Consider the following 20,512-nt stretch of genomic DNA (forward strand, 5'->3'; position numbering starts at 1 on the left):
AAGGAACGGACGCTTCCTTCGGACCGCCTTCCAGCGGACCCTCCGGGCTTCGTTCTTTCGTGTTTCCAGCTTATCAGATGTTTTCCGCTCCGTTTCCGGGGCTTCGTTCATCCAACTCGCCGGTGTCTTCCGGGGCTTGACGCCCTGTCCGACGTTCCAAACTCTAGCCGATCCCCGCTCCGAAAAGCGAATCCGGCCGCAATCCGATAAAACGCGCACGCCGAATAAGCACCAGGTCGGGACGCGAAAAGCGAAACGACCGGCACGAACCGGAAGTGGTGTTTCTGGGGATTGGCCGCTCCGGGACCGTCCGCGCCGATGCGTGTCCGGTGCTCCCTGCCGAGCGACTAGGAAACACTACCCCTGTCCGGGGTCGAAGGCAAACCCGTCCCGGAGACGGTGCGGGTGCAGAGCGCCCGCCCGGGCTTCACGTACGCGCCGTTGGGGTGGTCGTTGCCGGTGACCCACTGGCGCGCGGTGGCCTCGTCGCGGCCGCCGTCGCGGTGCCGCCGGAGCAGCCGCTCCTCGCGGACCTCGTCATCCGTGTGCACGTACCAGAGCTCGCGCAGAAGTCGGCGGGCATCGGACCAAGGCGTGTCGCTGGAGGCGAGGTAGTTGCCCTCGGTGATGACGAGCCGGGTGTGCGGGCGGACCACGTGGCGGGCGGCGACCGGTTCGTCCAGGGTGCGGTCGAAGTCCGGGACGTAGATGTCCTGGAACCGGTCGCCGGCGATGCGGCGCAGCAGGGCGAGGTAGCCGTGGGCGTCGAAGGTGACCGGGGCGCCCTTGCGGCGGGTCAGGCCTAGGCGGTCGAGCTGGGCGCCGGAGAGGTGGAAGCCGTCGAGCGGGACGTAGGCGGCGGTGCCGGGGCCTTCGGCACGCTCGACCTCGGCGACCAGGTGACGGGCCAAGGTGGACTTGCCGGCGCCGGGCGGGCCGGCAAGTCCCAGGATCGTGCGGGCGTTGCTGCCCGGGCCGCGGAGGAAACCGAGGGCAAGGGCGGTGAGGCGGTCCTCGTTCATGGCCGCACCTTACTGAGCGCGCCCGTGTTACTGAGCACGCCCGTGCTTTGGCTCGGCCCCGAGCCGGCTCAGCGTTCGGCGAGGGCGGGCAGGTCCAGGGTGAGGGTGCCGGCGTCGGCGTCGAGCAGGGCGGGAACGCCGAGCGGGACGGTGAGGGTGGACGGGCAGTGGCCGAAGCCCAATTCCCAGAGCACGGGGACGCCGAGGCCGCCGAGCCGGTCGAGCATCACGTCCCGGACCCGTTCCGGCCGTCCGCAGCCCTCCCAGGAGCCGAGGGCGACACCGGCCACGCCGTCGAGGGCACCGGAGCGCAGGAGCTGGGTGAGCAGGCGGTCGAGCTGGTAGGGGTGCTCGTTCACGTCTTCGAGCAGCAGGATGCCTCCCTCGTACGAGGCCCGGGCGGCGGGCGTGCCGCGCTCGGCGGTGAGGACGTGGAGGCAGCCGCCGGCCGTGACGCCGCGGGCCCGGCCGGGGACGAGCGGGGCGGCGGTGGGTGACGTGAGGACGGTGACGGCGGCGGGGTCGAAGAGGGTGCGGCGGAGGTGCTCGGCGGTCGGGCCGTCGGAGACGAAGGACGCCCCGGCGGCCAGCGGTCCGTACAGGGTGGCGAGGCCGAGGCGCTGGGCGAACGCCTCGTGCAGGGAACTGACGTCGCTGAAGCCGATGAAGGGCTTGGGCCCGGCGGCGCGCATCGCGGTCCAGTCGAGCAGGTCGGCCATGCGGTGCACGCCGTACCCGCCGCGGGCGCAGATGACGGCGTCGACGGTGGGGTCGAGCCAGGCGTTCCGGAGGTCGGCGGCGCGGTCCGCGTCGGTGCCGGCCAGGTAGCCGAGGGAGGGGTGGGTGTCGAGGACGTGCGGGGCGACGGTGACGCGCAGCCCCCAGGAGCGGAGGATCGCGCACCCGGCGGTGAGGCGTGCCGCGTCGATCGGGCCGCTGGGCGCGACGACGGCGATGTGGTCGCCGGGGCGCAGGTGCGGCGGGCGGGTCAGCCCCTGGCCGGGTGCGGTCGGGTGCTGGTCCATGGGCCGGGCCACCTTTCGGGCGCGGGAGCGGGGTTCGGGCGGTCGCGCTGTGGCCGCGACCGCCCGGTGACGATATGCCCCGTGTCAACCGGCCGATGTCCGCGGGAGGCGGTCCGCCGTCCGGACGGCTTCGGCGGGCTCCGGCGGGCTCCGGCGGGCTCCGGCGGGTGAGCGCTCTTCAGATGGCCGCCCCCATCACCTCCCGGACCTCGGCGAGGGTGGCGTCGGCGACGGCGTTGGCCCGCTCGGCGCCGTCGCGCAGGACCTGCCGCAGGTGGCCCCGGTCGACGGCGAGTTCGGCGCGGCGGGCGCGCATCGGGCGGAGGAACTCGTTGACGGACTCCGTGACGGTGCGCTTGAGCGCGGCGGCGCCGCCGTCGCCGATCTCCTCGGCGACGGCCTCGGGGGCGCGGTCCTGGCAGAGGGCGGCGAGCAGGACGAGGCTGGAGACCTCGGGACGGTTGACCGGGTCGTAGTCGATCCGGCGGTCGGCGTCGGTCCTGGTGCCGCGGATGATCCGGGCGGTCTCGTCCTCGGTGGCGCCGAGGGCGACGGCGTTGCCCCGGCTCTTGCTCATCTTGCCGCCGTCGGTGCCGAGCAGCATCGGGGCGTCGGAGAGCAGGGCCTGCGGCCGGGGGAAGACGGCGCTGCCGTCGGCGTGCGGGTAGCGCTCGTTGAAGCGGCGGGCGACGGTGCGGGCGACTTCGAGGTGGGGCAGCTGGTCCTGGCCGACCGGGACCAGGTCGGCCTTGCAGAAGAGGATGTCGGCCGCCTGGTGGATGGGGTAGGTGAACATCAGCCCGCTGACGGCGGCCTGCCGGGAGTGGGCGATCTCGTCCTTGACGGTGGGGTTGCGTCCCAGTTCGGCGACGCTGACCAGGCTGAGGAAAGGGAGCAGCAGCTGGTTGAGGGCGGGGACGGCGCTGTGCGGGAAGATCGTCGCCCGCTCGGGGTCGAGGCCGGCGGCGAGGTAGTCGAGGACGAGGTTCTCGGTGTGCTCGGCGAGCCGGTCGGCGAGGTCGCGGTCGGTGATGACCTGGTAGTCGGCGACCACGACGAACATCTCGACTCCCTGGTCCTGGAGCCGGACCCGGTTGCGCAGGGTGCCGAAGTAGTGGCCGAGGTGGAGCGGTCCGGTGGGCCGGTCCCCGGTGAGGACGCGGTGGGCGGTCGGATCGTCGACCGGAGCGGACGGAACGGACGTGTCGGCGACGGCGGCGGTCGCGAGAGCGGTGGTCGCGGAGGCTGTGCTCGCGGAGGCTGTCGCGGAAGCGGTGGTCGCAGTGGTGGTCACGGCGGCGGTGGTCAAGGTCTCTCTCCTCGGTGCGGCGGCGGTGGCGGCCGTCCGGGGCGAGGGACCCGTCCTGCGGGGAAACGCAGCAGGGCCGTCCATCCCGGACGGCCCTGGTCAGGCGAGTGTGGTGGCCGTCCTAGGACGGCCACCAGCACAGGCCCACGAAGCGCTTCATGCAGCCCACAGTAACGGCGTCAGTCCTCCACGACCAGTGCCGGGGTGTCCTTGTGCAGCGTCTCGCCGCGGAAGAACTCCGGCCGGATGAAGCCGTACCAGGTCATCAGCGCGGCGCCGAGCAGCAGGATGCCGACGCCGATCACGAAGACCGAGCCGATGCCGAAGACCGAACCGCTGCCGTAGTCGGGGTCCCAGGCGTCGGTGAGGGTCTGGAGGAAGACCGCGGTGAGCAGCACGCCGCCGAGGAGCGGGGCGGCGCCCTTGAGCAGCAGGTCGCGGACGCCGCCGCGCAGCGAGCGGCGGAAGTACCAGACGCACGCGAAGGCGGTCAGCGCGTAGTAGAAGCAGATCATCAGGCCGAGCGCCAGGATGGTGTCCTGGACGACGTTCTCGCTGATCAGGCTCATGCCGACGTAGAAGACCGCGGTGGCGATGCCCGCCGCGACGGTGGCGTAGCCGGGGGTGCGGAAGCGCGGGTGGACGGCGCCGAAGCGCGGCGGCACGGCGCGGTAGGCGCTCATCGCGAGCAGGGTGCGGGCCACCGGGATGAAGGTGGTCTGCAGGCTGGCGGCGGCGCTGGCGACGACGGCCAGGAAGAGCAGGATGCTCCACGGCGAGCCGAGCACCGGACGGGCCAGTGCGGCGAAGACGTTGTCGGCGGTGGCCGGGTTGCCGAGGCCGTTGCCGGTGCTGCCGACGCCCGCGAACATCTGGGAGGCGATCGCGACCAGCAGGTACGAGCCGACCAGGGTGACCATCGAGATCATCGCGGCGCGGCCGGGGGTCTTGGCGCTGCCCTGGGTCTCCTCGTTCATGGTCAGGCAGGTGTCCCAGCCCCAGTACATGAAGATCGACAGCGACAGTCCGGCGGTGAACGCGCTGAACGAGCTGACCTGGAGCGGGTTGAGCCAGGAGAAGGAGAAGCCGATCGAGTCGGGCAGGTCACCGGAGGCGGCCTTGCCGATGGCGATGGCGGAGAAGAGCAGCAGCACGGCCAGTTGGAGGCCGACCAGGCTGTACTGGAACCACTTGGTGGCGGTCATCCCCCGGTAGCTCATCGCGGTGGCGCCGGCGATCAGCAGGACCACGGTGAGCAGGTGGACGGCCTTGTTCTGGTCGAGTTCGGTGACCCAGCCGCTGCCGGTCATCTCCCCGAGCATCAGGTACAGGAAGTCGGTCGCGACCCCGGCCAGGTTGGAGAGCACGATGATGGTCGCCACCGTCAGCCCCCAGCCGGCCATCCAGCCGACCCGGGGGCCGAAGGCCCGGACGCCCCAGGTGAAGGACGTGCCGCAGTCCGGGAAGTCCTTGTTCAGCTCCTTGTACGCGAACGCGACGAGCAGCATCGGCAGGAAGCCCGCCAGGAACACCGCGGGCATCTGGACGCCGACCGCGGTGACGGTCGGTCCGAGTGTCGCTGTCAGGCAGTAGACCGGGGCGACCGTCGAGACGCCCAGCACCACACTGCTCAGCAGGCCGACGGAACCGCCCCGTAGACCCTTGTCCCCCGCTCCCCCAGCGGTCCCCTGACTGCCGGGGACTCCACCACTGATGCCACTGACCGGGGCACCCTGCGGAGCGCCGGGCGCCATTGCCCGGCCGCTGCTCGTGTGCTCTGAGAGCTGCTGATCAAACACCAGCGCACCCTAGAGGCGAGCATGGAAGGTTGAGTAGACCAACCCTTGGTGATCTAAACCACTTACTTCGATTCGTTCGCCTGAAGGCCGTTGGGGTTGCTGTATTTACGGCTTGTTCACCCATGTACCTTTGTTTCAAAGGAGTTGGGCCAAGAAATTTTCTCCCTTTTGCCAAGGTTCGGCATAGTTTGCCCCTCCGGCGCGGACGGTCCGCGACCCCGCCCCCCTCCCATCGGATAGGTTTGCCTAACCTAAATTCGATCGTGAAAGGAGCGTCGCGTGCCCCCCACCTCCGACGACCTGGCCCTCGCCCCCCGCACCGCGACCCGCCGCAGGTTCCTCACCGCCGGGATCGCCGGAGGTGCCGTGCTCGGCCTCGGCGGACTGCTCACCGCCTGCGGCAGCTCGGGCGGCGCGGGTGGATCGGGCGGCAGCGGCGGTTCGGCCCCGACCGGCGGCGGCTCCTCCCCGAACCAGAAGTCGGTCAAGCAGGGCGGCGACGACTACGCGGCCGTGATCGAGAAGATGAAGGGCTTCGGCACCGACGCCGCCCCCGGCGTCTACCCGCGCACCCTCCGGCACGCGATGGGCGAGACCGTCATCCCGGCCAGGCCCACCCGGGTCGTGGTGCTCGACACCGGCGAGCTCGACAACGTCGTCGCCCTCGGCGTCCAGCCGGTCGGCGTCGTGCACACCGACGGCTCCAAGTCCCTGCCGTCCTACCTCAAGGACAAGGCCGGCAGCCCCGCCGCCGTCGGCACCATCAACAGCCTCAACCTGGAGGCCATCGCCGCGCTCAAGCCGGACCTGATCCTCGGCAGCCAGCTGCGGGCCCAGGACCAGTACGCCCAGCTGTCCAAGATCGCGCCGACCGTCTTCTCGCTGCGCCCCGGCTACCCCTGGAAGCAGAACTTCCTGCTCAACGCGAGTGCGTTCGGCCTGGAGGCCGAGGCCAAGGCGCAGCTCGACGCGTACCAGGCGGCGGCCGCGGCGATCGGCGCGAAGCTCGGCGACAAGCGGCCCACCATCACTCCGCTGCGCTTCATGCCGGGCCGGACCCGGCTCTACGCCGAGCTCTCCTTCATCGGCACCATCCTCACCGACGTGCCGCTGCCGCAGCCCAGGATCGAGCAGGTCCAGGAGCTCGCGGTGGAGGTCAGCCCGGAGCAGATCGACAAGGCCGACGCCGACTGGATCTTCTACGGCGTGTACGGAAGCCCCAGCTCGACCAACCAGGACGCGGTGCTGGGCGGCGCGCTCTGGAAGACGCTCGGCGCGGTCAAGTCCGGTCAAGCCCGGCCGGTTTCGGACGAGACCTGGTTCCTCGGGCTCGGCGTCATGGCGGCGAACGCGGTGCTCGCCGACCTCAAGGGCTTTGTCGCGCCCGCTGGTTGATCTCCCGGTCGGTCCTTGACCGGCCCGAGGACCGGTCGCTCGCCGGTCGCTCGGCCGACCCCTGACCGGTCGCTCGGCCGATCCCGCCCGGCGGGGCGGGACCGGGGCCCGCGGGCGGAGCACGGCGCCGTTCCGGTCGTGCGGCAACGGTGTTCGCCCTGCGCCGTCTTGGGCGATCCCGGGGTGATCCCACGACGATCCCGCGGTGGCATCGCGGTGGTATCGCGCACACCGTCGGGTTCGACGCTTGGAGCTGATCGCGTGGTGCGGGAGGATCGTCGGGACCGTTCCCCGAAGGGCCCGCAGATGACTTCGCTCCACCCCGCCGCAACCGACCCGTCCCTGCCCGGCCCGCCCGGGGACAGCGCCGGATCCTCGCCCCCACCCGCCGTGCCGGGCCCGCCCGCCGCGGCCGTCCCGGTGTGCTCGATCGCGACCGTCGTCGAGCCCGGTGCGACCGCGCCCGGCTTCCCGGAGGGAGGGGCGCGCCGGACCGGCCCGGCACGCCTCGACTCGGTGCCGCAGCCGCGCAGCCGGTACGACGCGGAGGCGCCGACCGTCCCGCCGACGGACGCGAGCCGTCGACCGGTCGCGGAGGTACCGGCCCCGCCCGGCGTGGACGCGGAGACCGAGGACGGTCCGGCCGCTCCCGGCGCATCGGCCGAGCGTGCCGCCGCGGCGCCCGACGCCCTCCACGGGCCGGACGGAGCCGAGGCCGGGTTCGTCCGGTTCGGGTCCGCCGCCGCACCCTCGGAGGCCGGCCCGTCCGTGCCGACGCAGCGCACGGTGCGCGAAGAGCCGCGGATCCTGGGATCCCGGCGGCCGTCGCCCTCACGGCGACTGCGCCGGATGCACCCGCAGGCCGCCCAGAGCGGGCAGGGGGCGACCGCACGGGAGACGGCCGCGTCCGGCCCGACCGGAACGGGCCTGCCGGGTGCCACCGGCCGGGCCGACGAACGGGCCGGCGAACGGGCCGGCGCGACGGGAGCGGCGGCGCAGGGACCGTCGTTCGGAACCGGAGCTTCCCGAACCGGGGCCCTCGATGCCGGCTCCGGAACCGGCATCGCCATCGGGAGCTCTGCCGGGACCGACCCCGCCGCCGTCGACCGCTCTGCCGTCGACGGCACCGTCGGACCCTCCGCCGGGGCCTCCGCCGGGGCCTCGTGGGCCGAACCGCCGCTCGGCATCCTGATCGGCGCCGGCCCGGGACCGACCGAGGCCCTCGGTCGGCCGGAGGAACGGGCACCGGTACGGGTGGCGGCCCGGCCGATCCGGGTCGGCCGCGGCACCTGCCTGGTGGTCCTGCCCTCCTGGCGGCCCGCCATCGCCGTCTCGGTGCCGACCGAGCAGCTGCTGTCCGCGACCGGGCTCGCGGCCGACCGGCTGGTCGGCGCCCCGCTGACGGTGCTGATGAACCCCGCCGCGCTGCACGACCGGGAGCTGGAACTGCACGGCTGGGAGCCCGGTCCGGCCGCGCGGACCCGGCGCGGCGGGCGCGGGTAGCCGCTCCACCGGGCGCCGTTCGGTGCCGGGCCGCGCGGGCCCGACAGGCCGGGTGGGCGTCGGGCCGCGCGGGTCCAGCGGGCCCAGCGGCGCTAGCGGGCCCGACGGGTGACCGGGCCGTTCGGGACGTATCCGAGGTCGACCGGCACCGGCGGTCGACCGTCCACGGCCCAGCCCGCGCGGACCGTGTCCAGCAGTTCCGGCAGCGCGGGCGGCCAGAGCGCGTCGGCGTTCTCGTCGGCGAGGTCGGCCGGGGTCCACCAGCGCCAGTCCAGGATCCGGTCGACCGCGTGCACCGCGCTGACGTCGCCGACCGGGCCACGGTGCGGCCCTGCGGCGAGGTAGATGTGCTCGTGCTGGCGGACCGGGGTGCTGTGCCAGGTGAAGTCGTGCTCCCAGGTGCAGAGCAGCGGGCCGGGTTCGAGGTCGCTCCAGCCCGTCTCCTCCCACAGCTCGCGCCGGGCCCCGTCCCACGGGGTCTCGCCCGGCTCCAGTCCGCCGCCCGGCATGGTCCAGTGCACGCCGACCTCGTCGTTGTCCGAACGGAGCAGGAAGACCGAGCCGTTCTCGTCCAGGACCACCGTGCGGGCGGCCTGCCTCGGCCTGCGCTTGCGGGAGCTCAGCAGATTTCGCATCGGGTCACTCTCGCAGCGGCCGTCCGGGGCGTCGAGCGGATTCGGCACTCCGGTCGGGTGCTCGGGTCGACCGGTCCGTCGTGGCGGGCCCGGGATCAGCCCGCCGACCGTACTCTGACGGCCATGCCCGTACCCGCGATCATCTTCCCCGCCGATCCGCTCAACCCGCGCCGGCCCGACCCGCACTTCGCCTGGGAGGCCAGGATGCTGCGGGAGTTGGGCGGCGAGCACCATCTGGTCGACCACGACGGGCTGCTCGCCGGGCGGGCCGAGGAGGCCGTCCGACGGGTACCGGCGGACAGCGGGCCGCTCTGGTACCGGGGTTGGATGCTGCCCACCGCCCGGTACGCCGACTTCGCCGCCGCGCTCACCGCCCGCGGCGGCACCCTGCTGACCAGCCCGCCCGGGTACGCGGCGGCCCACGAACTGCCCGGCTGGTACGACGTGTTCGAGGGTGCGACGCCGGCCAGTGCGTGGATCCCGTCGGAGGGGCCGGTGGCGCCCGGGCCCGAGGAACTGGCGGAGGCCGCGGCCCGGCTCGGCGGGCACGGGCCGGCGATCGTCAAGGACTACGTGAAGTCGCGCAAGCACGAGTGGCACGAGGCCTGCTACGTGCCCGAGCTGGCCGACCTGGCTGCCGTCGGACGGGTGGTGGAACGGTTCGTCGAGTTGCAGGGCGAGTTCCTGGCGGGCGGCGTGGTGCTGCGGCGGTACGAGGAGTTCGAGGGCGCGGGCGTCCCGGCGGGGCCGGCCGGCGCCGACGGCGCGGCCGACGCGAGCGGGGTGTCCGACGTGAGCGGGGTGTCCGGTGCCGCCGGTGCGGCCGGCCCGGAGCACGCCGACGGCGACGCGCCGGGCAGCGGCGGGCGGCCCGTGGAGGCCCGGGTGTGGTGGCTGGACGGCCGGCCCGTCCTGGTCGGGCCGCACCCGGACGCCCCGCGCCGGACCGTCGAGCCCGACCTCACCGATGTCCCGGCGCTGGTCCGCAGGCTCGGCTGCCGCTTCGTCACCACCGACCTCGCCAGCCGGGCGGACGGCTCCGGCTGGCGGGTGGTCGAGGTCGGCGACGGGCAGGTGAGCGACCTGCCGCGCGGGATCGACGCCTCGGGACTGCTGGCCTCGCTGATCGCCGCCTGACGGTTCGTGCGTGAAGGACCGCCGGGCGGGGCGTGGCGGTTCGAGGTCGCAGAGGTTCTGGTTCGCAGAGGTTCGGGGTCGCAGAGGTTCGGGATCGCAGAGGTTCGGGATCGCAGAGGTTCGGGATCGCGCCCGGGCCGGGGCCGGCTTGACGCCGCCCCCCGGCCCGGGTGCGGGGCGGCCTATCCGGCGGCCACGGCCTCGGCCGCCGGGTGGCCGTCGGCGATGAACGCCTGCCAGAGCCGGCTGTAGGTGCCGCCCAGGGCGAGCAGTTCGGCGTGCGTGCCGTCCTCGACCACCCGGCCGTGGTCCAGCACGACCACCCGGTCGGCACGCTCGGCGGTGGTCAGGCGGTGGGCGATGACCAGGGTTGTCCGTCCGCCGCTGAGCCGGTCCGCGGCCCGGTTGACCGCGGCCTCGGTGGCCAGGTCGAGCGCCGCGGTGGCCTCGTCGAGCAGCAGGATGTCCGGGTCGACCAGCTCCGCCCGGGCCAGCGCGATCAGCTGGCGCTGACCCGCCGAGAGGTTGCGCCCGCGGCCGGCCACCTCGTGGTCGTAGCCGCCCGAGAGCCGGACGATCATGTCGTGCGCGCCGACCGCCCGGGCCGCCTCCTCCACCTCGGCCGCCGAGGCGCCCGGCCGGCCGTAGGCGATGGCCTCGCGGACCGTGCCCGCGAACAGGTACGCCTCCTGCGGCACCACACCCAGGCGGTGGCGGTACTGCGCCAGGTCGTAGCGGGTGAGGTCGACCCCGTCCACCCGGACGGTGCCCTCCGTCGCGTCGTAGAACCGGGCGACCAGCTTCACCAGCGTCGACTTTCCGGCGCCGGTCTCGCCGACCAGCGCCACCGTCTGCCCGGCCGGGATGTGCAGGTCCACGCCGCTCAGCACGGTCGGGGCGCCGTCCGCACCGCCGTTGTAGGCGAAGCCGACGCCCTCGAAGGAGATCTCGCCGCGCAGACCCTTGACCACCGGGACCGGGTCGGCCGCCTCGGCCGTGGTGGTCGGGGTGCGCAGCAGCTCGCGGATGCGGCCGAGGCCCACCGAGGCCTGCTGGTACCCGTCGAACACCTGGGACAGCTGGTTGACCGGCGCGAAGAACAGGTCGATGTAGAGCAGGTAGGCGACCAGCGCGCCGACCGTCAGCGTCCCGGCGTCGACCCGGGCCGCGCCGACGATCAGCACCAGCGCGGCGGCCACGCTGGAGAGGAACTGGACGAACGGGAAGTACAGCGAGATGTAGAGCTGGGCCCTGACCCGGGCCTCGCGGTAGGCGATGCCCCGGGCCACGAAGCGGTCGGTGTTGGTGTCCAGGCGGCGGAACGCCTGGACGATCCGCATGCCGGCCACGTTCTCCTGGAGGTCGGCGTTGACGGTGCCGATCAGGTCGCGGGAGCGCTCGTACTGGTCCTTGGACTTCTTGCGGAACACCAGGGTGGCGATCACCAGCAGCGGCAGGACGGCGAAGACCACCAGGGCCAGGCCGGCGTCGATGATCAGCAGGGCGGCGAAGATCCCGGCGAAGGTCAGCAGGCTGACCACCGCGGTGACCATGCCGGTCTGGAGGAAGGAGGTCAGCGAGTCCAGGTCGGTGGTCATCCGGGTCATGATCCGGCCGGTCAGCTCGCGCTCGTAGTAGTCCAGGCCGAGCCGGTTGAGGTGGGCGAAGATCTTGAGCCGGAGCGTGTAGAGGACGCGCTCGCCGGTACGGCCGCTGACCCGGTTCTCCGCGCCCTGCACCACCCAGTCCAGCAGCACCACGACGAGTGCGGTGAGCGAGGCGACCGCGACGCCGGACATCAGGCCCTTGCGGACACCGTCGTCGATGCCGTGCCGGATCAGCACCGGCAGCACCAGTCCGGCCGCCGCGTCCAGGGCGACCAGCAGGAGGGCGATGAGCAGCGGGGTGCGGAAGGAGCGCAGCAGGCGGCGCAGGGTGAAGTCGGGGTCACCGGCCTCGGCCTCGGCGCGGGGGACGTCCGGGGTGTCGGAGGCCGGCGGCAGGGCCGCGACCCGGTCCAGCAGGTCGGGGTCGGCGGTGCGGGCGGCCTTGGCCAGGGCGGGGGTGGGGAGGACGGGGGTCGTCCGGGTTCCGGGGGTTCCCGCGGTGTCGTCGGTTCCGGAAGTGGCCCGGGTTCCGTCGGTGCCGTCGGTTCCGTCAGTGCCGTCAGTTCCGTCAGTGCCGTCAGTTCCGGCGGTGCCGGGAGCGCCGTCGGTGGGAGTGCCGTCGGCGGCCCGCTGCCCGGTTGCCCGCCCGGGCTTCGCCGGGGACGCCGCCGGGGACGCCGCCGGGGACGCCGGTTCATCGGATGCCGGTTCGGGGGTGGAGTGCCGGTCGGCGGAGCCGGCCTCGGGGTCGGTGATCAGGGCCCGGTACTGGGGACATCGGGCTTCGAGTTCCTCGTGGGTTCCGAGGTCCAGCAGCCGGCCGCGCTCCAGGACGGCGATCCGGTCGGCGAGTTGGAGGGTCGAACGGCGGTGGGCGATCAGCAGCGTGGTGCGGCCGGTCATCACCGAGCGCAGCGCGTCGTGGATCTCCGCCTCGATCTGCGGGTCCACCGCCGAGGTGGCGTCGTCCAGCAGCAGGATCCGGGGGTCGGTGAGGATCGCCCGGGCCAGTGCGATGCGCTGGCGCTGGCCGCCGGAGAGGGTCAGGCCCTGCTCGCCGACCTTGGTGTCGTAGCCGTCCGGCAGCGCGCGGACGAACTCGTCGGCCTGGGCGGCGCGGGCTGCGGCGACCACCTGTTCGTCCGTCGCGTCCGGGCGGCCGTAGGCGATGTTGGTGCGGACCGACTCGGAGAAGAGGAAGCTCTCCTCGGGGACGATGCCGACCGTCGCGCGGACCGAGTCCAGGGTGAGGTCGCGCAGGTCGTGGCCGTACAGGCGGACGGTGCCGGAGGCGGGGTCGTAGAAGCGGGGCACCAGCTGGGCCACCGTCGACTTGCCGGAGCCGGAGGCGCCGACCAGGGCGAGGGTCTCGCCGGGGGCCAGCTTCAGGCTGAGGCCGTGCAGGACGGGGGCGGGGTGCTCGGGGTCGTAGCGGAACTCGACCCGGTCGAATTCCAGGGCGACGTCGGGGGTCCGCGGGCCGACGGGGGCGGCAGCGAGGGCGTTGGCGGCAGCGTCGGCGTGGACGTTGGCGGGGACGTTGGCGGGGGTGCCGATCGCCGAGGCGCCGGCCCGGGGGCCACCGTGCGCGAGGTCCAGGGTGCGGGCGTCCGGTCGCTCCTGGACCAGCGGGCGCTCGTCGATCAGCTGCAGGACCCGCTCGACGCCGGCCCGGGCCTGCTGGCCGACGGTGATGACCATGGTCATCATCCGCACCGGGCCGGTCATCTGGGCGACGTAGGTGGAGAAGGCGACGAAGGTCCCCAGCGTGACCCGGCCGTCGACGGCCAGCCAGCCGCCGAAGGCGAGGACACCGACCTGGGCGAGCGCCGGGATCGCCTGCATCGCCGGGTTGTACCGGGCGTTCAGCCGGATCGACCGGAGCCGGGCCGCGAAGAGGTTGTGGGAGGCCGCCTCCAGCTTGTCGAGCTCCTGCGCCTCCTGCCCGAAGCCCTTGACCACGCGGACGCCGCCGATCGCGCCGTCCACCACGCCCGCGACGGCGGCCGCCTCCTGCTGGGCGGCCCAGGTGGCGGGGAAGAGGCGCTTGCGGCCGAGCACCGAGACCCACCACAGCGCGGGGGCCATGACCAGGGCGACCAGGGTGAGCGGCGGGGACAGCCAGACCATCACGGCCAGCGACATGACGAACATCAGCAGGTAGCCGGTCATCATCGGCAGCATCGAGAGCAGGCCGTTGACCAGCTGGAGGTCGGAGGTCGCCCGCCCGATCACCTGACCGGTGTCCAGCCGGTCCTGGCGGTGGCCGTCGAGCCGGCCGAGCGAGCGGAACAGGTCGCTGCGCATGTCGTGCTGGACGTCGACCGCGAGCTGGCCGCCGTAGTAGCGGCGGACCTGGGTGCAGCCGAAGACCACGAGGGCGGCGAGCAGCAGCACCACCGCCCAGGGGGCCAGCGAACGGGTGTGGGCGATGATGACGTCGTCGATGATCAGCTTGGTGACCAGCGGCACCAGCGCGGTGACGGCCATGCCGAGGAGCGAGGCGCCGAACGCGAGCAGCAGGCTGCGCCGGGACCGCCAGCTGTAGCCGACCAGACGGCGCAGCCAGCCGGCCGCCTCGGCGCCTTGGGCGGCCTCCGCGGCCGGACCGGTGTTCCCGACGGCGGTCTGCGGGCTGTCGGCGGGAGCCTCCGGGGTCGGGCCGGGGGCCGGGGGGCCGCTCGGGGATTGCTCCACCGTGGATCCGTGAGTCTCAGGCATATTTAGGGATGCTAACCATTTCGTCGGGTGGCCGCCATGGCGTTTCCGAGCCGGAGGGGTTCGGGGCCGACCAGGGGAAGCCCCGATCATCCGGCCCGGCGGACTGGCCAACAGCCGACGGCCTGCGGTGATTCCCGGGCGGACACTCGAACGGCCCACTCCCCCGGCCGTCTCCAGGATCGCCGACGACCCCTCGCGCGCCCAGCGGCCGGGGACGGGTCGGGCGTCACCCTTTGGGACCAGGCCTCCGGACGGACTGCCGCCGAGCGCCTCAAACGCCCGCGGACGCCGAACCGTCGGCGGGGACGCCCGCGGACGCCGAACCGTCGGCGGGGACGCCCGCGGATGCCGAACCGTCGGCGGGGACGCCCGCCGATTCCGCGGCCGCCGCGAACGCGCCGTGGGCGAGGGCGTGGAGCAGGGCGGCCATGCCGTCGCGCTGGAGGGCGACGCGCTCGCCGTGGTCGGGGTTCGGGCCGAGGCTGTGCGGGGTCGAGTTGATCAGGCCGAAGACGGCGTGCACGGCGGCCCGCGCCACCGGCTCGGCGGCGGGGCCGGCCAGCGGCGGGTAGGCCTGCCGGACCACGTCCACCCACAGCTCGACGTAGCCGCGCTGGAGCCGGCGGACGGTGCGCCGGTCCTCCTCCTTGAGGTTCAGCAGTTCCCGGTCGTGCAGGGTGATCAGGTCCCGGTCGCCCAGGGCGAAGTCGACGTGGCCGCTGATCAGCGCGTCCAGCGCGGCGGCCGGGCCTTCGCCGCCACCGGCCCGGCGGCGCCCCTCGTCCAGCAGGCGCTCGCTGATGCCGATCAGCAGGTCCGCGAGCATCGCGTCCTTGCCGGCGAAGTGGCGGTAGAGCCCGGGGCCGCTGATCCCGACCGCCTTGCCGATCTCGTCCACCCCCACGCCGAGGAAGCCCCGGGCCGCGAACAGCCTCGCGGCCTCCCGGCGGATCTGGTCGCGGCGGGGGAGCGCGGAGGCGGCGGGGACGTTCGGCATGCCGTCCATCGTAGACAGTCGGGTTATCGGCCGTTAACCTGGGCGCGTAAGTTAACGTTAATTAACGTGGCGATCACGGGCGGACGCACCCGGCTGCCCACCTGGTGCCGAGGGCAAGGGAGCTCTTGGGAATGGTCATCTCAACCGCCGGAACATCCACCGGCTTCCGGCTCGGCGCAGCGGCCGGCACTGCCGCGCCCGGCGCCGCACCGTCCGCGGCCGCCGCACCGGCGCCCCGGCTCGGCAGCTCCGTCGACCCGGGCTCCGAGGCCTACCGCGCGAACACCGAAGCGCATCGGGCCCTGGTCGACGAGCTGCGCGCGAAGCTCGACGCGGCCGCCCTGGGCGGCGGTGCCAAGGCCCGCGCCCGGCACACCTCCCGCGGAAAGCTGCTGCCCCGCGACCGGGTGGACACCCTGCTCGATCCGGCCTCCCCCTTCCTGGAGCTGGCCCCGCTGGCCGCCGACGGGATGTACGACGGCGCGGCGCCCGCGGCCGGGGTGATCGCCGGAATCGGCCGGGTCGCCGGTCGCGAGGTGGTGGTGGTCGCCAACGACGCCACCGTCAAGGGCGGCACCTACTACCCGATGACGGTGAAGAAGCACCTGCGCGCCCAGGAGGTCGCGCTGGAGAACCGGCTGCCCTGCGTCTACCTGGTGGACTCCGGCGGCGCCTTCCTCCCGATGCAGGACGAGGTCTTCCCGGACCGGGACCACTTCGGCCGGATCTTCTACAACCAGGCCAGGCTCTCCGCCGCGGGCATCCCGCAGATCGCCGCGGTGCTCGGCTCGTGCACGGCCGGTGGCGCGTACGTCCCGGCGATGAGCGACCAGGCCGTGATCGTCCGCAACCAGGGCACGATCTTCCTGGGCGGCCCGCCGCTGGTGAAGGCCGCCACCGGTGAGGTGGTCACCGCCGAGGAGCTGGGCGGCGGCGAGCTGCACTCCCGCACCTCCGGCGTGACGGACCACCTGGCCGAGGACGACGCCCACGCCCTCTCCATCGTCCGCACCATCGTCGCCGGGCTCGGCCCGCGCGAGGCCAGGCCGTGGCCGCTCACCCCGGTCGAGCCGCCGGCCGTCGACCCGGCGGGCCTGTACGGCGCCGTGCCGGTCGACCCGCGCACGCCCTACGACGTGCGCGAGGTGATCGCCCGCCTGGTGGACGGCAGCCGGTTCGCCGAGTTCAAGGCGGAGTACGGCGCCACCCTGGTCACCGGCTTCGCCCGGATCCACGGCCACCCGGTCGGCATCGTCGCCAACAACGGCGTGCTGTTCTCCGAGTCGGCCGTCAAGGGCGCCCACTTCATCGAGTTGTGCGACCAGCGCGGCATCCCCCTCCTCTTCCTCCAGAACATCACCGGGTTCATGGTCGGCCGGCAGTACGAGGCGGGCGGCATCGCCAAGCACGGCGCCAAGATGGTCAACGCCGTCGCCTGCACACGCGTCCCGAAGCTGACCGTGGTGGTCGGCGGCTCGTACGGGGCCGGCAACTACTCGATGTGCGGCCGGGCCTACTCACCTCGCTTCCTGTGGATGTGGCCGGGCGCCAAGATCTCCGTGATGGGCGGCGAACAGGCGGCCTCCGTCCTCGCCACCGTCCGCCGCGACCAGCTGGAGGCGCACGGCGAGCAGTGGCCGGCCGAGGCGGAGGAGGAGTTCAAGCGCCCCGTCCGCGAGCAGTACGAGCGCCAGGGCAACGCCTACTACGCCACCGCCCGGCTCTGGGACGACGGCGTGATCGACCCGATGGACACCCGCACCGTCGTCGGTCTCGCGCTCACCGCCTGCGCCAACGCCCCGCTGGCACCGCCCGCTCCGTACGGCGTCTTCCGCATGTGATCCCGCCCCGTGTCACCCCTGCGTCCGTGACCCCTCCCTTCCGGGTGTGACTCCCCGCGGCGCCGGCCCCCCCGGGCCGGCGCCCCGACCGCCCACCGCCACCTCCTTCGTACGGCTCCCCTCGACCCGGAGGAACGCCTCCCATGTTCGACACAGTTCTGGTCGCCAACCGCGGCGAGATCGCCCTCCGGGTGATCCGCACCCTGCGGCGGCTCGGCATCCGCTCGGTCGCCGTGTTCAGCGACGCGGACGCCGACGCGCCGCACGTCCGCGAGGCCGATGTCGCGGTCCGGCTCGGCCCGGCCGACCGCAGCGACAGCTCGGCGGCCGAGACCTACCTGCGGACCGACCGGATCCTCGACGCCGCCCGCCGCACCGGCGCCCAGGCCGTCCACCCCGGCTACGGCTTCCTCGCCGAGAACCCCGGCTTCGCCCGCGCCTGCGCCGACGCGGGCCTCGCCTTCATCGGGCCTCCTCCCGGTGCGGTCGAGCTGATGGGCGACAAGATCAACGCCAAGGAGGCCGTCCGGGCCGCAGGTGTCCCGGTGGTCCCCGGCAGCCAGGCCACCGCGCCCACCGACGATCAACTCGCCGCCGCCGCCGACGAGATCGGCTACCCGGTACTGCTCAAGCCGTCCGCCGGCGGTGGCGGCAAGGGCATGCGGCTCGTGCGGGACCGCGCCGACCTGCCCACCGAGATCGCCGCCGCCCGCCGCGTCGCCCGCACCGCCTTCGGCGACGACACCCTGCTGCTGGAGCGCTGGGTCGACCGGCCGCGCCACATCGAGGTGCAGGTGCTGGCCGACGCCCACGGCACCACCGTCCACCTCGGCGAGCGCGAGTGCAGCCTGCAGCGCCGCCACCAGAAAGTGATCGAAGAGGCTCCCTCCGTTCTCCTCAATGCCGAGACCCGCGCCGCGATGGGCGCCGCGGCCGTCCGCGCCGCGGAGTCCTGCGGCTACACCGGCGCCGGCACCGTGGAGTTCATCGTCCCCGGCATCGACCCGGACGCCCCCGCCGCCGCCTCCGACGCCGAGGGGGTTCGGGACTTCTTCTTCATGGAGATGAACACCCGTCTCCAGGTGGAACACCCCGTCACCGAACTCGCCGTCGCGGTCGGCGCGGACTCGGCCCGGCTCGACCTGGTCGAGTGGCAGGTGCGCGTCGCCGCCGGCGAACCGCTCTCCTTCACCCAGTCCGACGTCTCCTTCCTGGGCCACGCCATCGAGGCCCGCATCTGTGCCGAGGACCCGGAACGGGACTTCCTGCCCACCGGCGGCCGCATCCTCACCCTGGACGAGCCCCGGGGCGAGGGCATCCGCGTCGACTCCGGAGTGGCCGCCGGAACCGTCGTCACCAGCGCCTACGACCCCATGCTCGCCAAGGTCATCGCGTACGGGCCCGACCGCCCGACCGCGCTGCGCCGGCTCCGCGCGGCGCTGGCCGACACCCGCATCCTGGGCATCACCACCAACACCGGCTTCCTGCGCCGACTGCTCGCACACCCCGAGGTCGCCGCCGGCCGATTGGACACCGGCCTGGTGGAGCGGACGGCCCAGGAGCAGCCGGCCCTGCTCACGTCGCCGCACTCCCCCGCGAACGCGATCACCCCGGACGCGGCCGCGGCGGACCCGACCTCGGCGGTCGAAGCGCCGTCACCCGCTCACCTCCTCTACTACGCGGCCGCACTGGCACGGCACCTGGAACTCACCCCGGCCGCCGACCCCGACGGCTGGACCGACCCGTTCTCCCTTCCCTCCGGCTGGCGCCTGGGCGGCACCCCCGCCTGGACCACCCACCGACTCCGTACCCCCGGCCAGGACCCGGTGGCGGTGCGCATCCGTTCGATCACTGCGGGCAACGTAGCCGATGCCACTGACAATTCCGCCGGGACCACCCGCGAGGTGGAGCTCCGGCTCGACGAGGGCGCCGCGCACCGCGCCCGCGCGACCCTGGCCGGCGACCGGCTGCACCTGACCGTCGACGGCCTCCGCACCACGTTCTCGCTGGCCACCGATGCCACCCCCGGCCTCGCCGCCGGACCGGTGACCTGGCTCGGCATCGAGGGCGACGCCTGGCCGCTGCACGCCTACGACCCGGTCGTCGAGAGCGCCGCCGGGGCCGGGGCGCACCACGGAGCCCTCACCGCCCCGATGCCCGGCACCGTGACCGTCGTCAAGACCACGGCGGGCGAGACGGTCCGCAAGGGGCAGCCCCTGCTCGTGCTGGAGGCCATGAAGATGGAACACGTGATCGCCGCGCCGCACGACGGCGTGGTGAGCGAACTGCGGGCCGCCGCCGGCGCCACCGTCGCGATGGAGGACCTGCTGGTCGTGGTCACCCCGGTCGAGGACGCGGCGGGCGAGGACGCGGCGGCCGACCCGGTCGCCGCCCCCGCCGAGCCCGCGGAGGTCCGGTCGTGACCGCCCCCGCCCGCGAGCCCGACGCCCTCGACCTGGGCCTGCCCGACCCGGTCCGCGCCCCCGGCCTGCCCGAGGCGGTCCGGATCCACGAGGTCGGACCGCGCGACGGCCTGCAGAACGAGAAGTCCTCGGTGCCGGTCGAGGTGAAGGCCGAGTTCATCGCCCGGCTCGCGGCCGCCGGGCTGCGCACCGTCGAGGCCACCAGCTTCGTTCACCCGAAATGGGTACCGCAGCTGGCCGACGCGGAGGAGCTGTTCCCCCGGCTCGCCGGCCTGCCGGAGCGCCACCCCGGCCTGCGGCTGCCGGTGCTGGTGCCCAACGAGCGCGGCCTGGACCGCGCGCTCGCCCACCGCGCCTCCGACATCGCGGTGTTCGCCAGCGCCACCGAAACCTTCGCCCGCCGCAACCTCAACCGCTCGGCGGACGAGGCCATGGCGATGTTCCGCCCGGTCGTGGCCCGGGCCACCGAGGCCGGGGTCGCGGTCCGCGGCTACCTCTCGATGTGCTTCGGCGACCCGTGGGAGGGCCCCGTCCCGGTCGACCAGGTGGTCCGGTACGGCGTGCAGCTGCTGGAGCAGGGCTGCGCGGAGCTGAGCCTCGGCGACACCATCGGGGTGGCCACTCCGGGCCAGGTCACCGCCCTGCTGGCGGGCTTCGAGCGGGCCGGCGTCCCGGTCGACCGGCTCGCGGTGCACTTCCACGACACCTACGGCCAGGCGCTCAGCAACACCCTGGCGGCACTGCGCGAGGGCGTCACCACCGTGGACGCCTCGGCGGGCGGCCTGGGCGGCTGCCCGTACGCGAAGAGCGCCACCGGCAACCTGGCCACCGAGGACCTGGTCTGGATGCTGCACGGACTCGGCATCCGGACCGGCGTCGACCTGCGCGCGCTCGTCGCGACCAGCGGCTGGATGGCCGAGCGCCTCGGCCGCCCGAGTCCCTCCCGCGCCGTCCAGGCGCTGCTCGGCTCCACCGGGAGCTGACCCGCCCGCACCCGTCCCGGCGCCGACCGCCCGCAACCCGGCCGGCGCCGCGCACCACCCGCACCGCCCGACACCCGTCCCTCACATCACACCGCGCGTCCGTCACACCGTCCGA

The 20,512-nt window shown here is 73.8% G+C and carries 13 protein-coding genes; 6 read left to right on the top strand and 7 right to left on the bottom strand.

Translation table 11 applies throughout. The features are described 5' to 3' along the window. Positions 1 to 347: 347 nt before the first annotated feature. The 4 genes from ACGFSC_RS28850 to ACGFSC_RS28865 all read right to left on the bottom strand — a co-directional run bounded on the left by ACGFSC_RS28850 (position 348) and on the right by ACGFSC_RS28865 (position 5,110). Positions 348 to 1,022 carry a nucleoside/nucleotide kinase family protein gene (locus ACGFSC_RS28850; protein ID WP_359908934.1) on the bottom strand — a complete coding sequence of 225 codons (675 nt, stop codon included), beginning with the start codon at positions 1,020 to 1,022 and terminating at the stop codon, positions 348 to 350. Between the two features lie 68 nt (positions 1,023 to 1,090). Further along, positions 1,091 to 2,047, bottom strand: coding sequence for an LD-carboxypeptidase (locus ACGFSC_RS28855; protein WP_359908937.1), 957 nt, complete (start codon positions 2,045 to 2,047; stop codon positions 1,091 to 1,093). 178 nt (positions 2,048 to 2,225) lie between these two features. After that, the gene (gene trpS, locus ACGFSC_RS28860; RefSeq protein ID WP_359908940.1) at positions 2,226 to 3,356 is read right to left on the bottom strand and encodes a tryptophan--tRNA ligase; all 1,131 of its coding nucleotides are present in this window, start codon (positions 3,354 to 3,356) and stop codon (positions 2,226 to 2,228) included. 179 nt (positions 3,357 to 3,535) lie between these two features. Beyond that, entirely contained in the window at positions 3,536 to 5,110 is a 1,575-nt protein-coding gene (locus ACGFSC_RS28865; RefSeq protein ID WP_359909001.1) for an APC family permease, read from the bottom strand. A 324-nt stretch (positions 5,111 to 5,434) separates the two neighbouring features. On the opposite strand from ACGFSC_RS28865, the gene ACGFSC_RS28870 reads away from it, so the two are divergent. Further along, positions 5,435 to 6,550 carry an iron-siderophore ABC transporter substrate-binding protein gene (locus tag ACGFSC_RS28870; protein WP_359908943.1) on the top strand — a complete coding sequence of 372 codons (1,116 nt, stop codon included), beginning with the start codon at positions 5,435 to 5,437 and terminating at the stop codon, positions 6,548 to 6,550. Between the two features lie 306 nt (positions 6,551 to 6,856). Next, on the top strand, positions 6,857 to 8,053 hold the full coding sequence (locus ACGFSC_RS28875) for a hypothetical protein (RefSeq protein ID WP_359908946.1): 1,197 nt from the start codon (positions 6,857 to 6,859) through the stop codon (positions 8,051 to 8,053). Positions 8,054 to 8,145: 92 nt separating this feature from the next. On the opposite strand, the gene ACGFSC_RS28880 is transcribed toward ACGFSC_RS28875, so the two are convergent. Continuing rightward, a complete protein-coding gene (locus ACGFSC_RS28880) occupies positions 8,146 to 8,688 on the bottom strand; it encodes an NUDIX domain-containing protein (RefSeq protein ID WP_359908949.1) in 543 nt (180 codons plus the stop codon). A 123-nt stretch (positions 8,689 to 8,811) separates the two neighbouring features. On the opposite strand from ACGFSC_RS28880, the gene ACGFSC_RS28885 reads away from it, so the two are divergent. Continuing rightward, complete coding sequence (locus ACGFSC_RS28885) at positions 8,812 to 9,825, top strand: ATP-grasp domain-containing protein (protein WP_359908952.1); 1,014 nt, start codon at positions 8,812 to 8,814, stop codon at positions 9,823 to 9,825. 182 nt (positions 9,826 to 10,007) lie between these two features. On the opposite strand, the gene ACGFSC_RS28890 is transcribed toward ACGFSC_RS28885, so the two are convergent. Both ACGFSC_RS28890 and ACGFSC_RS28895 read right to left on the bottom strand, forming a co-directional pair. Continuing rightward, entirely contained in the window at positions 10,008 to 14,153 is a 4,146-nt protein-coding gene (locus ACGFSC_RS28890) for an ABC transporter ATP-binding protein (RefSeq protein ID WP_359908955.1), read from the bottom strand. A 271-nt stretch (positions 14,154 to 14,424) separates the two neighbouring features. Then, entirely contained in the window at positions 14,425 to 15,150 is a 726-nt protein-coding gene (locus ACGFSC_RS28895; protein WP_359908958.1) for a TetR/AcrR family transcriptional regulator, read from the bottom strand. Between the two features lie 131 nt (positions 15,151 to 15,281). Here ACGFSC_RS28895 and ACGFSC_RS28900 point away from each other — a divergent pair, with 131 nt between their 5' ends. The 3 genes from ACGFSC_RS28900 to ACGFSC_RS28910 all read left to right on the top strand — a co-directional run bounded on the left by ACGFSC_RS28900 (position 15,282) and on the right by ACGFSC_RS28910 (position 20,397). After that, positions 15,282 to 16,991 carry a carboxyl transferase domain-containing protein gene (locus tag ACGFSC_RS28900; protein WP_359908961.1) on the top strand — a complete coding sequence of 570 codons (1,710 nt, stop codon included), beginning with the start codon at positions 15,282 to 15,284 and terminating at the stop codon, positions 16,989 to 16,991. A 143-nt stretch (positions 16,992 to 17,134) separates the two neighbouring features. Continuing rightward, on the top strand, positions 17,135 to 19,414 hold the full coding sequence (locus ACGFSC_RS28905; protein ID WP_359908964.1) for a biotin carboxylase N-terminal domain-containing protein: 2,280 nt from the start codon (positions 17,135 to 17,137) through the stop codon (positions 19,412 to 19,414). Then, entirely contained in the window at positions 19,411 to 20,397 is a 987-nt protein-coding gene (locus ACGFSC_RS28910; protein WP_392864127.1) for a hydroxymethylglutaryl-CoA lyase, read from the top strand. The genes ACGFSC_RS28905 and ACGFSC_RS28910 overlap by 4 nt, the downstream gene beginning before the upstream one ends. Positions 20,398 to 20,512: the final 115 nt, after the last annotated feature.

The sequence above is a fragment of the Kitasatospora sp. NPDC048715 genome (genome assembly GCF_043198905.1).
Taxonomy (GTDB): Bacteria; Actinomycetota; Actinomycetes; order Streptomycetales; family Streptomycetaceae; genus Kitasatospora; species Kitasatospora lactacystinica.